The organism is Pseudodesulfovibrio senegalensis (assembly GCF_008830225.1).
GTDB lineage: Bacteria > Desulfobacterota > Desulfovibrionia > Desulfovibrionales > Desulfovibrionaceae > Pseudodesulfovibrio > Pseudodesulfovibrio senegalensis.
On the sequence record NZ_WAIE01000005.1, the window covers coordinates 1 to 14,205 of the forward strand.

At 52.0% G+C, this 14,205-nt stretch carries 15 protein-coding genes; 6 read left to right on the forward strand and 9 right to left on the reverse strand.

The features are described from left to right. Positions 1-94: 94 nt before the first annotated feature. Genes secG through rimI form a run of 4 tightly spaced genes read right to left on the reverse strand, consistent with a single transcriptional unit; the run spans position 95 to position 2,869 of the window. On the reverse strand, positions 95-439 hold the full coding sequence (gene secG / locus F8A88_RS11485) for a preprotein translocase subunit SecG (RefSeq protein WP_151151311.1): 345 nt from the start codon (positions 437-439) through the stop codon (positions 95-97). A 40-nt stretch (positions 440-479) separates the two neighbouring features. Further along, complete coding sequence (gene tpiA / locus F8A88_RS11490; protein ID WP_151151312.1) at positions 480-1,232, reverse strand: triose-phosphate isomerase; 753 nt, start codon at positions 1,230-1,232, stop codon at positions 480-482. Then, positions 1,229-2,431 carry a phosphoglycerate kinase gene (locus F8A88_RS11495; protein ID WP_151151313.1) on the reverse strand — a complete coding sequence of 401 codons (1,203 nt, stop codon included), beginning with the start codon at positions 2,429-2,431 and terminating at the stop codon, positions 1,229-1,231. The genes tpiA and F8A88_RS11495 overlap by 4 nt, the downstream gene beginning before the upstream one ends. A gap of 42 nt (positions 2,432-2,473) precedes the next feature. Then, complete coding sequence (gene rimI, locus F8A88_RS11500; protein WP_241667436.1) at positions 2,474-2,869, reverse strand: ribosomal protein S18-alanine N-acetyltransferase; 396 nt, start codon at positions 2,867-2,869, stop codon at positions 2,474-2,476. Positions 2,870-3,019: 150 nt separating this feature from the next. On the opposite strand from rimI, the gene F8A88_RS11505 reads away from it, so the two are divergent. Beyond that, positions 3,020-3,562 carry an NUDIX hydrolase gene (locus F8A88_RS11505; protein WP_151151314.1) on the forward strand — a complete coding sequence of 181 codons (543 nt, stop codon included), beginning with the start codon at positions 3,020-3,022 and terminating at the stop codon, positions 3,560-3,562. A gap of 3 nt (positions 3,563-3,565) precedes the next feature. Here the strand turns inward: F8A88_RS11505 and F8A88_RS11510 are convergent, their stop codons facing one another. Both F8A88_RS11510 and F8A88_RS16010 read right to left on the reverse strand, forming a co-directional pair. Beyond that, positions 3,566-4,354 carry an inositol monophosphatase family protein gene (locus tag F8A88_RS11510; RefSeq protein ID WP_151151315.1) on the reverse strand — a complete coding sequence of 263 codons (789 nt, stop codon included), beginning with the start codon at positions 4,352-4,354 and terminating at the stop codon, positions 3,566-3,568. A 53-nt stretch (positions 4,355-4,407) separates the two neighbouring features. Further along, the gene (locus F8A88_RS16010) at positions 4,408-4,617 is read right to left on the reverse strand and encodes a DUF6485 family protein (protein ID WP_151151316.1); all 210 of its coding nucleotides are present in this window, start codon (positions 4,615-4,617) and stop codon (positions 4,408-4,410) included. A gap of 287 nt (positions 4,618-4,904) precedes the next feature. On the opposite strand from F8A88_RS16010, the gene F8A88_RS11520 reads away from it, so the two are divergent. The 3 genes from F8A88_RS11520 (at position 4,905) to F8A88_RS11530 (ending at position 8,968) form a co-directional block, all read left to right on the forward strand. After that, on the forward strand, positions 4,905-6,653 hold the full coding sequence (locus F8A88_RS11520) for a hypothetical protein (protein ID WP_151151317.1): 1,749 nt from the start codon (positions 4,905-4,907) through the stop codon (positions 6,651-6,653). Between the two features lie 26 nt (positions 6,654-6,679). After that, complete coding sequence (gene gcvT, locus F8A88_RS11525) at positions 6,680-7,765, forward strand: glycine cleavage system aminomethyltransferase GcvT (protein ID WP_151151318.1); 1,086 nt, start codon at positions 6,680-6,682, stop codon at positions 7,763-7,765. A 117-nt stretch (positions 7,766-7,882) separates the two neighbouring features. Beyond that, positions 7,883-8,968, forward strand: coding sequence for an FUSC family protein (locus F8A88_RS11530; RefSeq protein ID WP_241667437.1), 1,086 nt, complete (start codon positions 7,883-7,885; stop codon positions 8,966-8,968). Here the strand turns inward: F8A88_RS11530 and F8A88_RS11535 are convergent. After that, positions 8,958-9,614, reverse strand: a complete 657-nt coding sequence (locus F8A88_RS11535) for a lysophospholipid acyltransferase family protein (RefSeq protein ID WP_151151319.1) — start codon at positions 9,612-9,614, stop codon at positions 8,958-8,960. The genes F8A88_RS11530 and F8A88_RS11535 overlap by 11 nt on opposite strands. Positions 9,615-9,764: 150 nt before the next feature. Between F8A88_RS11535 and yedF the strand changes: the two genes are divergently transcribed. Both yedF and F8A88_RS11545 read left to right on the forward strand, forming a co-directional pair. Beyond that, positions 9,765-10,382 carry a sulfurtransferase-like selenium metabolism protein YedF gene (gene yedF, locus F8A88_RS11540; RefSeq protein ID WP_151151320.1) on the forward strand — a complete coding sequence of 206 codons (618 nt, stop codon included), beginning with the start codon at positions 9,765-9,767 and terminating at the stop codon, positions 10,380-10,382. 7 nt (positions 10,383-10,389) lie between these two features. After that, complete coding sequence (locus F8A88_RS11545) at positions 10,390-11,151, forward strand: pseudouridine synthase (protein ID WP_151151321.1); 762 nt, start codon at positions 10,390-10,392, stop codon at positions 11,149-11,151. Here F8A88_RS11545 and lolA read toward each other — a convergent pair. Both lolA and F8A88_RS11555 read right to left on the reverse strand, forming a co-directional pair. After that, the gene (gene lolA / locus F8A88_RS11550; protein ID WP_151151322.1) at positions 11,148-11,834 is read right to left on the reverse strand and encodes an outer membrane lipoprotein periplasmic chaperone LolA; all 687 of its coding nucleotides are present in this window, start codon (positions 11,832-11,834) and stop codon (positions 11,148-11,150) included. The two genes, F8A88_RS11545 and lolA, sit on opposite strands and share 4 nt — an antisense overlap. A 13-nt stretch (positions 11,835-11,847) precedes the next feature. Then, positions 11,848-14,118 (reverse strand): DNA translocase FtsK, encoded by a 2,271-nt coding sequence (locus tag F8A88_RS11555; protein WP_151151323.1) that lies wholly within the window; start codon positions 14,116-14,118, stop codon positions 11,848-11,850. Positions 14,119-14,205: the final 87 nt, after the last annotated feature.

Below are 14,205 nucleotides of genomic sequence, written 5' to 3' on the forward strand. Positions count from 1 at the left end.
GGGGGACTCGAACCCCCACGGGATTTCTCCCACTGCCCCCTCAAGACAGCGTGTCTACCAATTCCACCACCTCGGCGAGATATCTGAGAACGATTTATTCGGACTTCTTTTCCTGCTCGGTGTCTGTAAACGTGACACCCGGCTTCTTGGCCGCCTCGGGAGCAGGAGCTGCAGTCTCAGGCTTGGAAAGCATGAGCGATTCGCCGCCGGAAACCTTATTGCCTGTAAGTACGTTATAAGTCAACGAAGTAATGAGAAAAACTACAGCCAAACCAGCGGTAACCTTCACAAGCAAACCACCGGCTCCGGTGCTACCGAACATGGTGCTGCTACCGCCGCCGAAGATCACTCCCATACCTTCATGGCCGGATTGGAGCAGAATTACCGCGACAAGAAAAACGCACGCCAGTACATGTATTGTAATAATAAGAGTTTCCACAAAAAATCCCTATATACTTCCTGAATTTATAATGTTCGGCTCAAGCCAGAACGATCTTGCTGAAACTTTCGCCCTGTAAGCTCGCGCCTCCTACCAACACACCGTCGACATTGTCAAGGGAAATAATCCCGGAGCAATTGTCAGGCTTCACACTTCCTCCATACAATATCCTGATATCATTACCCTTATCACCAAACAGCTCAATCAGTTCATTTCGGCATATTGCATGGGCATCCTTGATCTCATCAGAACCAGCCACTTCTCCTGTGCCAATGGCCCAGACAGGTTCGTAAGCCACAGCCAAAGAGGCGGGATCAACGTCATGAGGCACGCCCTTGAGGCCAGCCCGAATCTGACGGGACAACACTTCTTGGACCTTGTCAGCCTTACGCTCTTCGAGCAGTTCTCCGACGCACAAAACCACCTTGAGGCCAGAAGCAAGGCCAAATGCGGTCTTATCTCCAACAAATACATCAGTTTCCCCCAACACGTGGCGACGCTCGGAATGCCCTGCCAAGCCGTACCGTGCACCGCAATCAACAAGCATGGACGGTGCTATTTCTCCGGTAAATGCCCCCTCCTGCTCGGTATAGAAATCCTGTCCGCCCACAAAAAATCCGGCATGCCCCTCAAAAACCGAGGTCACGACATCGATCGATGTAAACGGAGGAAAAACAAGAACTTCACGATCTTCAGGAAGTGAACCGACAAGACGAACAAGCTCTTTGGCCGTCTGTTCGGCTTCAGCCCTTGTTTTGTACATTTTCCAGTTGGCTGCCATTAATTTCTTCATTTTTTCAAGCACTCCTTTAAGGCAGTGAAGGCCGGAAGCTCCTTGCCTTCGATAAACTCGAGAAAAGAACCGCCTCCCGTGGAAATGAAACTGAACCGATCTTCAAGAGACGCCCGATGCACTACTGCGTCCGTGTCACCCCCTCCCACAATGGTCAAGGCATCATCCTTGGCGGCCATGGCCCGACACAATGCCAGCGAACCTTCGGCAAAGGCCTCTTTCTCGAAAAAGCCCATAGGACCGTTCCACATAACGGTCTTGGCGGAATCAATCACTTTGCAAAAAGCCTTGATGCTTTCAGGGCCTATGTCCAGCAACACGGCATCGTCTGGTATGGCCGATGCCGTACACATACCGGAAGCACTGTCGGACTCAATGCTGTCGGCATAGACGAAATCCACAGGGAGATGCAGCTTGGACCCAATGCTTTCCGCTTTTTCCATAATGGCTACAGCCTCTTCCATCAGGTCTTTTTCATACAAAGAATTGCCGACCCCATGCCCTTGGGCTGCCACGAATGTATTGGCCATGGCTCCACCGATAATGATGTGATCAACCTTGCCCAACAAATTGTTCAAAACTCCAAGCTTGCTGGACACCTTGGCTCCACCGGAAACGGCCACATAAGGGCGACCGGGATTCTTGAGCGCTTCGCCCAAATACTCCCATTCCTTCTTCAGCAAAAAGCCGGCACAGCAATCAGGGGCGTATTCCGGGATATCCACAACCGATGCATTGGCGCGGTGAGCCACCCCGAAGGCGTCATTCACGTAAACATCAGCCAGTTCAGCCAATTGTTTTCCGAAATCCCCTCTGTCAGCCTTGGTTTTTCCCTGTTCTTGAGCATGAAAACGCAAATTTTCAAGCATCAGGACCTGACCGCCCTGCAATTCTGCGGCAAGGCTGACCACCTCCGGACCTATGCAGTCCGGAGCAAGAGCTACGGACACCCCCAACAACTCGCCCAACCTTCTGGCAACCGGAGCCAACGACAATTCCGGACAAACCTTGCCCTTGGGCTTGCCCAGGTGGGCACACACAATGACTGCCGCATCGTTATCCAACGCATACCGCAAGGTGGGAATGCTGGCGCGAATCCTGTTGTCATCAGTAATGATATCGCCATCAAGAGGTACGTTATAATCAACCCGGAAAAGCAGCTTCTTTCCTGCAATATCAAGCTGATCAATAGATTTCATATTCACCGTGAAACTCCTTTTGCATGTTCACCACTCCAGATATCAATCAAAATCGAGAGCATATAGCAATGCGTCTTCCTTGGTATCCGGATAATAGCGCTTTCGCCTGCCTACCTGCACAAAACCGTAATCCTCGTACAGGGAAATTGCCGGAATGTTGCTCTCCTTGACGTCAAGAAAGCCCTTTTTCATTCCTCTTCGACGGCTGATATGCAGAACAGCATCCAATAAACGCCTGGCAATGCCTCTGCGTCTGAATTCCGGCAACACCGCAAGGTTCAAGATTTCCATTTCATCCGCAATCATGGAGAAAGCCAGATAAGCTACAAGCACACCATGACATCGCCACCCTACAATGAAATAGGCTCCGCGCTCAAGACCAAGCAAAAATTGCTCCTCGGTCCAATGGTAGGCAAAGCAGGCCCGCTCAATCTCCATGACCTCCCGAACACTCTCCGGCCCGAGATTCTCAAAAGTGCCTATTTTGGGATCAGTATTCATCGTGCAATCGGTTAGTTCTGGAAAATCAACGCTGTTCAGTGTATACGGACTTTGCCGTAGAGGCAAAGATTTTGGGGGGACAAAATCATGAAACAAGGCAAACCAACGGAAAAACCAGAAACGGAAGCTTCGCCCCTGCTCGAAGTCATGGACCGAGCCAACAGGCCTATTGCTGCCGTTTCCGTGGAGGAGGCGCACAGACAGCTTTTGCCACACCGTTCAATTCAAGTACTTGTATACAATTCGGAAAATAAACTTTTTCTGCAAAAAAGAAGTGATAAAAAAAACATCTATCCGGGTCGATGGGATGTTTCCGTACGGGGCCATGTCCATGTCGGGGAGTCAGCCCTTGAGGCAGCCACGCGTGAATTGTGGGAAGTGCTCCGCCTGAAGGTGGACCGCCTGCAACTGATCAAGGAACTCGTAGCATGCCCTGATACCGGACATGAATTCGTTTCAGTATTCATGGCATCGCGCATTGCGCAATGCCCCACGCCAAACCCCAAAAAAGTGCAGGACGGTTATTACTATTCCAACGAGGAACTAACCTGTCTCATCAAGGAGTTTCGAGAATTATTGACCCCTGGGCTTGTCACCTTATGGGAAGCTGGACTGACAAACATCCTCTGAAGATCAGGACACACCTCTGGCAACCAACTCCTGCAGCCCAGCATGCACATGACCGTTTGAGGCCATGATATCGGCATCCCCCAAAGCATAGGGGCTTCCGTCATAACGGGAAACGTTCCCTCCGGCCTCCCCCACCAGCAACACTCCCGCACTGGTATCCCAAGAATTCAGTCCCCGTTCATAAAAACCGTCATAACGCCCACAGGCGACATAGGCCAAGTCCAGTGCGGCGGCACCAGGCCGACGAACGCCACGCGTGGCCGGAAGCACAGCTCGGAGCTGCGCGAGCACTTCATCGATATTTTCCTCTATGGCGTAGGGGAACCCCGTGGCAATCAAGGCCTGATCCAAATCCCTGGTTTCCGAAACCCGAATGGACTCTCCGTTCATCCACGCCCCTTTACCCAACGCAGCACTGAAAACTTCACCAAGCAGCGGCAGGTTCACAACCCCCAGCACAATCTGCCCCTTGCTCCAGAGACCCACCGAGGTTGCCACCATGGGCAGCCCGTGAGCAAAATTGGTGGTTCCGTCCACAGGATCGATAACCCAAGTCAAATCACCAAGAAAGGCTGAGCCAGAAGTCTCTTCGGCCAAAAAGGAAGATTCGGGCAACAGCCGGGAAAGACGAGCCTTCAGATCCTCCTCCACGGCAATGTCCGTATCCGTGACGAGATCGTTGCGTCCCTTATAACGTATCGACCTCGGCTTATCATTGTTTTGCACAATGATCCGCCCTGCTTCACAAACAGCCTGCACCACCTGGTCAAGAAACGATGCTTCAAATTCCATAAACTTCCTCATAAAAAAAGAGGGGGGCTCAAGCCCCCCTCTTTTTACGAAAACTATTTTTCGGATCGACGTTGAATGAAAAATTCGATGCTGCGGTTATACATCTTTTCTTCCTCTGCCGTAAAATAGCATGCGGGCAACTCGTTTCGCTGCCTATGGTAGTGCAGACACTCACAACACAAACCATGACGGTCACAAGGGTATGTACAGTTGCAAAACTGTTCGTTTATCTTGGCCCGCGGGCACTGGTCCTTTTTCTTCATCCTCGCTCACCTCTGCAAAATCTCGAAAGAAATACCGTTCCACAAGATAAGATATAATAGACCCGCCCAAAGAATCTGTCAATAATTCAAATCGATTATTAAATAAAAGATACAAAATCAAAACAACACCATACCTGCCCGCTTGCAACGATTGTGCATTTTTCATCCCATGGTCGGCGAAAACAATTGTCAATCGCCTTTTATCAATATATAATTACACAATTAACAGGGGGTTGAGCCTCAAAAACAGCCTTCGGCTCATCACCCGATCATCCGGGATCAGATCAATGTGGGAAAACGCCTTCACCGATGCGCCAGGATACTTCGATGAATCCAGTGCGCGAGAAAAACAGCCCCTTGAGCTTCATTCCATCAAGGAATTGAAGCAGTTTCTTGATTGGCTGCACATAAAGCATTGTCTGCTCAAGCCCTATTTCGAAAACGAAGACTACCCTGTTGTTGAAGCCAGGGAACTCTTGCCGTCCTTTGAAATCGACCTCTACGAATACAAAAAACTGCCCGGATTCAGCATGGTCGCTTTCGAACGCCCGCTGAACGCATTCCGTGAAATTTTTCAGTTCGATGCCCTGCATACGTTGTTCGACTGGCAGCACGCAGATATAGACTCCGAGGCCTGCCTGTTGGAGTCATCCGTTTTCGCGGCCAACCTGCGTACTTTTCAAAGTCGATTGCCCAAACGCAGCCATCAGGATTTTCTCGAAGAATTCGGCGAAAGAGATATTTGCGGCCTCGAAAGCTACGACAACCTCCTCAAATTCCTCCTGCAATTAGAACGGGCGCACATCCTTTCCCACGACAGCGCCGGTCATTTCAGCCTTGCCGGTATTTACGCCTCACTTCCTTCAAATCTGGACAGCGAGCTCAAACAATTCGGCCTGAAAATCGGAAAATTCAAACCCGGCGACAACTTCATGTATGAATGCAATCGCCTCTTTGTTTATCAATTCTTGATGGAGCTGCATGGTTTTCCCATTGTTTCCGAGCGTAGGACGTCCGCGTCTCTGTTCGCTCGGCGCCTTCAGCGCATGGGTGAAAGATTCATGGTTCGCGTGCTCGGACAAAGCGACAGAACCATCACGACCTTGTACACAAGGGACGACCGAAAAAAAACACATCAATTTCCGCAAGTTGAAAAGATAGCGCTGGTAGCGGTCAATCCCAAACAGACGGAAACCATCGAGCTGCTTGACGATCAGGGCTTCCTCATTGATCGCCAGAATAACATATGCATCCTTCGCGTTATCTACCAACAACACCAATACAGCCCGAAAAACGTCCGCGAAGACCGTGCCCTTTCTGTTCTCAGGCAGGAGATCATCCATCCCATTACCGGACGGGTCCTTGACCACCTGAATATCATTCAGAATGCCCAAAACATGATCTACCGCCTCAACGACATTGTTCGCGGCGAGTTGCGCGGAACAATTACCTACAAACGCCGTGAAATCATTCGCAACACGGATTCTCACGACAAACGGCTCAAATTTCTCTATTCATGGTTGTCCAAGCACACCCATCGACTTGTCGATTATTCGGATGAATTTTATGCACAAGTGGTCAAAGTGCTTGACGGCTATCTCTTGACGCCAGAAAACTGGGACATCTTCAACGAACATGCAGATCTCCACAAGGAAGTCTGGAACAAGTACAGCCAAATACAGCAGTCAAGAAAAGTTCGCACGCTTGAGGAGCTCAGGCAGAGGGTGTACAAGTGCGAAAAAATATCCTACCTCAAAATGCTTGAGCTCATGACCGAAATTCTTGGAGAACTCAAGTATGAGATCGTAAACTATTTTGACAGGGTAGTCGCAAAAGTCCTTGTCATTGGAGACGATGTCGTCTCGGACAGCTATCTGCGCAAAAACTACATTGACAAAAAAGACGAGAACCTCACGGAATACGGACGTAACGTCAAAAAATACTACGGCAGACTTGTGGCCCTGCTGGACGAATTCAAGTCCATCCGCAAATCGCGGACAACAACCATGGCCTCACAAAACCTGCACCATTATTAACTCCCCGCACCACCCAAGGAGGAAGCGTGGAAAATCTTTCCAGCACCCCGCTCACCCAATGGCATAGAGACAACGGAGCCAAGATGGCCCCTTTTGCAGGATTCGACATGCCGGTCCAGTACAAAGGCATTATGGTCGAACACAAACACACACGCTCCAAGGCCGGGATTTTCGACATCAGCCACATGGGGGAATTCAGGCTCTCGGGACAGGGCGCACGCAACGCGCTCAACAAGATCGTCACCCACGACCTGGAAACTCTTGCTCCAGGAAAATGCCGATACGGATTCATGCTCAACAAATCCGGAGGCATATTGGACGACCTGATCATCTACTGCCTTGCCGAGGACAGCTACATGCTGGTGGTCAACGGAGCATGCAGGGAAAACGATTTCAACTGGATTTCCAAACACCTTCCCGGAGACCTGACCTTTGACGACGTCAGCGACGGCATCGCAAAGATAGATGTGCAAGGCCCCGAAAGCCTCGACGTTTTGAACGACGTCATGGGAAGGGATAACAACCACCTCAAATATTTTAACTTCGAAGAGACCGAATGGAACGGTTTCCAGCTCATCGTCAGCAGGACCGGCTATACGGGCGAGCTGGGCTATGAACTGTACCTCCCGGCGGAAAAAGCCGTGGAAACATGGGAAGCGCTTATCAAGGATCCCCGTGTGGAGCCGGTGGGACTGGGCGCACGGGACACGCTTCGCCTTGAAGCGGGCTATCCGCTGTACGGACAGGACCTGGACACGGACCACACCCCGGTTGAAGCCAACGCAGGCTTTTTCCTGAAAAAGGAGACCGACTACATCGGCAAGGACGGCTTGGAGCACACAAGGGAAAAGCTGCTTCCGCTCACCATTGAGGGAAGGCGGACCGCACGCCATCATGACGAAGTCTATACGGCGGACGGCAGCAAGAAAATCGGATTCGTCACCAGCGGTTCATTCTGCCCGACCCTTGGCCACTGTGCGGCTCTGGCCTATGTGAAGACCGAGGCTGAAAACAACGACGCTTTCATCATCAAAACGGCACGCACCGAACTCCCGGCCCAAAAGACAGCACTGCCTTTTTACAAGGAAGGCACTGCTCGCAAAAAAGTCTGAACCGAATAATTCGTTATGAATCTCGGGGCCGGTGCATACCGGCCCCCATCCCTCCTCCTCTCTTTCCGCTTTTCCTTTTTTCTTTATTTTCGTGAATAATAGGAGTAGCAACCCTACGTGTTTTTAACCCGCAACAAATTGAAGCGCATGACATTCCTCAACCCGGAAACAAATTCCGCCCACATTCGCCACGGCGTAAAAACCGGCCTGGCAGCCATGTTGGCCTATGCACTGGCCAATCTCTTGACACTGAACTACGGATACTGGGCCGCACTTTCGGCTGTCATTGTCATGCAGGTTAATGTTGCCGACTCCATCCGCATGTGCTGGTATCGCTTTTCCGGTACTGCGGTCGGCGCCGTCATCGGCATAGTCAGCATTCTCGCCTTTCCCGAAACACCGGCCATGACCATGGCCGCCCTGTTCTGTTCCGTGGCTTTCTGCGCCTACATGACACGATTCAATATCCGCTACCGCATGGCAGCCATCACGGTAACCATTGTCGTACTTGCCAGCATAGGACAACCGGACAGGGTCCTTTTCGGACTATTGCGGGTTCTCGAAATCGGTGTCGGCGTCATCAGCGCTTTTCTGGTCAGCATCCTGCTGTGGCCCATGCGTGCCGGAACAGCGCTCAAACAACGGCTGGAAAACCATTTCAAAACAGGCGCCATCCTTTATCATGATCTTCTGGAAGCATTTCTTTCCCTGCAAAAAGGAGTTCCAGATGACCTGTTGGAATCATTCAACGCGTCCATCGCAAGTGACAAGGAACTTTTTCGCAAGGTTCGCAGCCACGAACAGCTCCTCTACCACGAAGACATGACCCTTCTCAGCCGCAAAATGCAGACTCTTGAAAAATGTTCGGAACACTTGCGCAGCATGTTGCACACCCTGAATAATGTAGAAGGCAAAGGGTACGAAATCCTGATGGAGCAGGAACTGAAAACCCTGGCAGCCGTTACCATGGAAGCCATGCAGGCTGTGGGACAAGGCGAATGCCCGGATGCGGTGCAATTAAAAATAGCCCTTGAACAAACGGAAAATGTACTCAAGAAACTACGCAAGGAAGGCGTAACGCAAAGATTCTACTTGCAAAAACTTATTCAATTTTTTGCTTTCTACCATGGGATTCATTCCATGGCACACGAAATGCTTTTTTATGCCCATGCCTGCAAAAACAGACACGCTGTCACTCACTGACCTCCGGTCCCAAACCCATCAAGGCCTCACGCAGACGCTCGCGCTCCATAGCCAAAACTTCATCTGTTAATTTATCATGCATGACCATGTAAGGTTCACCGACATGAACTCGACATGTGCAAAAAGGCCATGGAGCCTGAAAACGATCCCATGCCTTTTCAAATATGAATTTCTTCGACGGAATGGCACGTATAGGAATAATATATGCCTCGGCCCGATGAGCAAGAAAAACAGGGCCATCCTTGGGCTGTTGCCGTGGGCCACGGGGACCGTCCACAGTAAAAACAGCGGCCCGCCCCTCCCGCTCCATGATGCGCTTGGCCTGCAACAGGGCACGCACGCCGCCGCGCGAACTTGAGCCGCGCGCAGTGGCATAGCCAAGCCGTTCCAAGACGTTAGACAGAAGTTCGCCGTCCTTGCTCTGGCTTACGACGGTCACGGCCCTGCATCCTTCACGGTATCCATAGCCGGTCAGGGCGAAAAGCTCCTCATGCCAGAGGCACAGGACAACAGGTTTTCCCGCTTCGATCAATTCCCTAATCGTTGCGTACCCGCCCTGATCCTCAAAACGGATGGATGCGACCCACGCCTTGAACACATGGGTGAACAAGGAACTGAATTTGAGAATATCAATAGGAATTTTCATGTGATATTGTCCCGATCCTGTTCGCTCCTTCTACTGACATACGAAACATTCGGCAACCCTCACACCCATAGACGAACACGCACTGTTCGGATATGAATTTTCTATACACACCCCGAACAATTCAGGACCACAACATAAAAGGATATGTACATGTCTGAAGTCACACTCCAATGCCAAGGACTCCCCTGCCCCCAGCCCGTTCTGCAATGCAAAAGGACCGTGGAAGAATCCGCACCGGAAACAATCGTCGTTCATGTTGACAACGATCCGGCTCGGGAAAACACCAGCCGTTACCTGACGTCTGCGGGTTACACTGTCACGTCCGCGCCTGACGGCAATGAATTCGTGGTCACCGCCCAAAAAAAACAGGGGGCCAACAAGCCCGCACAATCCCCTGCCGCACCGGTACAAAACGCAAGCAGCACGGGCGAGTATCCGGTATGCGTTTTCATCACCGCAGACGAAATGGGAACCGGAGACAGTGAACTTGGCCAAAAGCTGATGCTGAATTTTCTTGCCACCCTTCCGGAGCTGGGAGAAAAACTCTGGCGCATCATACTGGTGAACGGAGCCGTGCACCTTGCCGTGGAAGGAAGTCCGGCTCTTGAGCAGCTGCAAAAAATGGAAAGTGACGGCGTTTCCATTCTCGTATGCGGAACTTGTCTTGAATTCTTCGGCATTCTCAGTCAAAAACGTGTTGGCGAAACAACCAACATGCTTGACGTGGTCACAAGCCTCGAACTGGCAGACAAAGTAATACGCATATGAGCAGCTGATGGACAACGATAAAAAAACGATACGTCTCAACAAATTCCTGGCCCAATGCGGCGTGGCCTCCCGCCGGGGTGCGGACACGATGGTCTTTGACGGCCGGGTTGCAATCAACGACATCCCGGCAGAATCACCGGGGGAACAGGTCGATCCCGCACAAGACACCGTGCTGCTGGACGGAAAACCGGTCCAACAGCCGCGTAATTCCGGCAATCAGGTCACAATCATGATGAACAAGCCCACACAGGTTGTGACCACGGTCAAAGACCCGCAAGGAAGGAAAACCGTTATGGCTTTGCTGCCGCGCGAATACCGCACGGCGCGCCTGTTCCCGGTGGGACGGCTGGATTTCTTTTCCGAAGGGCTGCTCTTGCTGACCACGGACGGCGAACTTTGCCACCGGCTGACGCACCCCAAATGGCACCAACCGAAAATCTATCTGGTAACGGTGCGGGGCACGGTCTCTTCCCGGGCCGTCAGCGTCATGGAACAAGGCATGAAGCTGGCCGAGGGGGAAACCCTGGCCCCGGTCAAAATTCGCCTCACCCCGCCACGAGCGGGAACACAACAGATTGAAATGACATTGAATCAGGGCGTGAACCGCCAGATTAGACGTATGTTCCGGGACTTGGACATGACAATCCTGCGGCTCAAGCGCATACGGCAAGGCTCTCTTTCGCTGGGCACACTGAAGCCCGGCCAGTGCCGCACGCTGGATGAAAAGGAACTGAACGACTTGAAAGAATCTGTGGGACTTGTGCCCTAATACGCGCCGGTATTATCCTCGACCTGCACTCCCTCGGGCGGAACGAACTCGAAAAGCCCGTCATCAAGCTCAACTCCCTGACGGACGTTGGAAAGCATGATCTCGTTGCCGTTGCCGTAGAAATCAATGATCATGACCTGCCGCAAAAGCCCGGAATCCGGCTCGACGCCGATATACGCCTGCACCATGCCCGGCTCCGGATGCTTGGGGGTAAGCTGCAAAACTTCGTATCCCTTGCCCCATTTTTTGCGCACGGCGTCCGCACCGTCCCACTCGGTCTTGATGTAAAAATCTTCCTTGATGTTCGCCTTGCCGGAAAGAAACCGCAGAATGGTCTTGGAATCAAGCAAAGCACCCACCCGGTACTTGAAGACAAGATCCTCGTCCGCAAAATAATCCCACGCAACATCCTTTCCCAAAACAAGGATTTCCTTTTCCGGCTCAACGGTTTCCCACCGCACAAGCGAAGGCTGACTAAACCGAATCGTTCCCTTGCGCACATCCACGGCACCGCTGGCCACGTTGGTCAATTCCTGCACGAAATCGGCCTGGAACGTCTTCATCTCGTTGTATTTATTCTGAATGAGATCAGGAAGGTCGGAACGAGCGCCTTCCGCAGCTGTGCACACGGTGGAAAAGCAAAGCAAAGTGACGAAAAAAAACGAACAAAACGTGGCTTTCATATATTATCTCCATTTATTCCGGCTTGATGACTTTTCTGGGCTTGCTACCTTCCTGAGGACCGAGCATACCGTCCTGCTCCATTTGCTCAATGTAACGGGCCGCACGGTTGAAACCGATACGAAAACGGCGCTGAATCAACGAAATGGAGGCCTTTCCCTGTGTAAGCACAAACTGTACCGCCTCGTTGTACACAGGGTCGTCCGAGGAGGCTCCTCCCACACCGGCAACACCGCCGCCGTCATCCTTGCGCCAATCGCTGAAATCAAGTTCGAATTCCTGAGGAGTGCGTTCATTCCAAAAATTTACCACTCCGGCAATTTCGGATTCATCGACAAACGCACCATGCATTCGCTTGAGTTTGCCGCCGCTCGGCTTGAAAAGCATATCACCACGTCCCAGCAGGCGTTCGGCACCAACGGCATCCAGAATAGTGCGGGAGTCGAACTTGGAGGTCACGAAAAACGAAATGCGCGTGGGAAAGTTGGCTTTGATCAGCCCGGTAACCACATCGACGCTCGGTCGCTGGGTAGCGAGGATGAGATGAATGCCTGCAGCTCGAGCCAGCTGGGCCAGACGTACGATGTGCATCTCCACTTCCTTGGCCGCAGTCATCATCAGGTCGGCCAACTCATCAATGATGATCACCAAATACGGCATGTTCTTCAAGGCTTCCAACCCTTCGGGACGATCATCACCCAGCGACGCCAACTTCTTGTTGTATGCCTCGATGTTGCGCACCCCGAGCTTGGCCATGCTTTCATAGCGGCAATCCATTTCAAAAACCGCCCACTCAAGAGCACTCTTGGCCAAAGACATGTCCGTCACCACAGGGTGCACCAAATGCGGCAGCGAAGCATACGGTGCAAGCTCGATTCGCTTGGGGTCCACCAAAAGCAGCTTCACCTCGTCAGGCGAGGCCTTGTAGAGAATGCTCAACAAAAAACTGTTCAGGCATACGCTTTTGCCCGCGCCGGTCGCGCCCGCAACCAGCAAATGCGGCATCTTGGCGAGATCAGCAACCTGCGGGGTCCCCTCTATATCCATGCCAATGGCCAAGGTAAGAGGCGATGCGCTTTTGGAAAAAGCATTGGAGCGAAACACGTCATGCAAATACACGACTTGACGTTCCTCGTTGGGAATCTCGATCCCCACGCTGTCCTTGCCCGGAATCGGGGCCTCGATACGCACGGAGGTGGCCTTGAGGGCCATGGCAATGTCGTCGGTCAGATTTTCGATCTTGCTGACCTTGATTCCCGGGGCAGGCTTGTATTCGAACATGGTCACCACAGGGCCGGGGATTACCTGTTGAATTTCGCCCTGAATATTGAAATCGGCAAAACATTCAGTAAGTCGCTGTGCCCTCTGTTCCAATAAGGACTTGTTCGGTCCGGTGTCTGCTTGTTGAGGCGGTTCGCTCAAAAGAGCAAGGTCCGGATACTCACCAGAAGAGGACACGACGGGCCTGCGAGGTGCAGGCTTGGAGGCATTGGTGCTCTTGCGTTTTTTCCTGTTTTCTCGCGCCGCCGCAACCACGGGTTGTTGTCCGCTCTGCGCAGCAGATTCGGAAGTCTCCCCGAGAGTGAGGGGAAAGTCATCTGCATCAAGACCTGCGTCCGGATCATCATCCGACATCTCGCGCATGCCCCGCTTTTCCTTGTGGAGTTCACGCCGGGCCATGAATCCCTGCCAAGTCCCAACAATAGTAGCGGCCACTGCGGCCAAGCAACGTTGGACAAACAGGAAAAAACCGCTCCAGCTGAATCCGATAAAAAGTTGCAGACAAGCAACGGTCACGAAAAGCCACAACAAAAAAGCGCCGGCAGGACGCAGATACGGCAATGTAAGGCGACAAATGATTTCCCGCCCCAAAAATCCACCTCCCACAAATCCGTAGGCATTGGGAGGGACATCGGCAATCCAGGGATGACAGGCCCAAGCCAGCAGGCTGAGAAAAAGCCCAGCTACTCCGATCCAGCGCTTGGCGGTCATACGCAGGCGCGGAATAAAAAGTGATAACCCCCAGTACAAAAAAAGAATCGGACATACGACAGCGCCGACACCAAAGGCTTGTACCACGAGTCCGGCCAGATGCGAACCGGCCACCCCCATAAGGTTATGGACATCGTGCCCGCTCACGGCCTGATTGAATGAGGGATCACCGGGATCAAACGAATAAACGCTCAAAAAAAGAAATACCGAAAGAAACAGCAGAGCCAGTCCGGTCAACTCCTTGCGGTGTCGTTTCACGGGCTGAGCTGTTTCCTTTGTTGCCTTTCGAGCCATTCTCCACCTTGCGATTGTAAAAAAAGGCCCTGAGCACCCGCTCACGGCCTCAATTCATTCATTCTACGACATGAAACTCCGGCCGGA

Excerpts from the sequence above, each read along its gene's own strand:
- F8A88_RS11545 (WP_151151321.1), top strand. The coding sequence starts at position 10,390 with ATGGACAACGATAAAAAAACGATACGTCTCAACAAATTCCTGGCCCAA.
- rimI (WP_241667436.1), bottom strand. The coding sequence starts at position 2,869 with ATGGAGATTGAGCGGGCCTGCTTTGCCTACCATTGGACCGAGGAGCAA.
- yedF (WP_151151320.1), top strand. The coding sequence starts at position 9,765 with ATGTCTGAAGTCACACTCCAATGCCAAGGACTCCCCTGCCCCCAGCCC.
- F8A88_RS11495 (WP_151151313.1), bottom strand. The coding sequence starts at position 2,431 with ATGAAATCTATTGATCAGCTTGATATTGCAGGAAAGAAGCTGCTTTTC.
- F8A88_RS11510 (WP_151151315.1), bottom strand. The coding sequence starts at position 4,354 with ATGGAATTTGAAGCATCGTTTCTTGACCAGGTGGTGCAGGCTGTTTGT.
- F8A88_RS11555 (WP_151151323.1), bottom strand. The coding sequence starts at position 14,118 with ATGGCTCGAAAGGCAACAAAGGAAACAGCTCAGCCCGTGAAACGACAC.
- tpiA (WP_151151312.1), bottom strand. The coding sequence starts at position 1,232 with ATGAAGAAATTAATGGCAGCCAACTGGAAAATGTACAAAACAAGGGCT.
- lolA (WP_151151322.1), bottom strand. The coding sequence starts at position 11,834 with ATGAAAGCCACGTTTTGTTCGTTTTTTTTCGTCACTTTGCTTTGCTTT.
- F8A88_RS11535 (WP_151151319.1), bottom strand. The coding sequence starts at position 9,614 with ATGAAAATTCCTATTGATATTCTCAAATTCAGTTCCTTGTTCACCCAT.
- F8A88_RS16010 (WP_151151316.1), bottom strand. The coding sequence starts at position 4,617 with ATGAAGAAAAAGGACCAGTGCCCGCGGGCCAAGATAAACGAACAGTTT.
- F8A88_RS11505 (WP_151151314.1), top strand. The coding sequence starts at position 3,020 with ATGAAACAAGGCAAACCAACGGAAAAACCAGAAACGGAAGCTTCGCCC.
- F8A88_RS11520 (WP_151151317.1), top strand. The coding sequence starts at position 4,905 with ATGTGGGAAAACGCCTTCACCGATGCGCCAGGATACTTCGATGAATCC.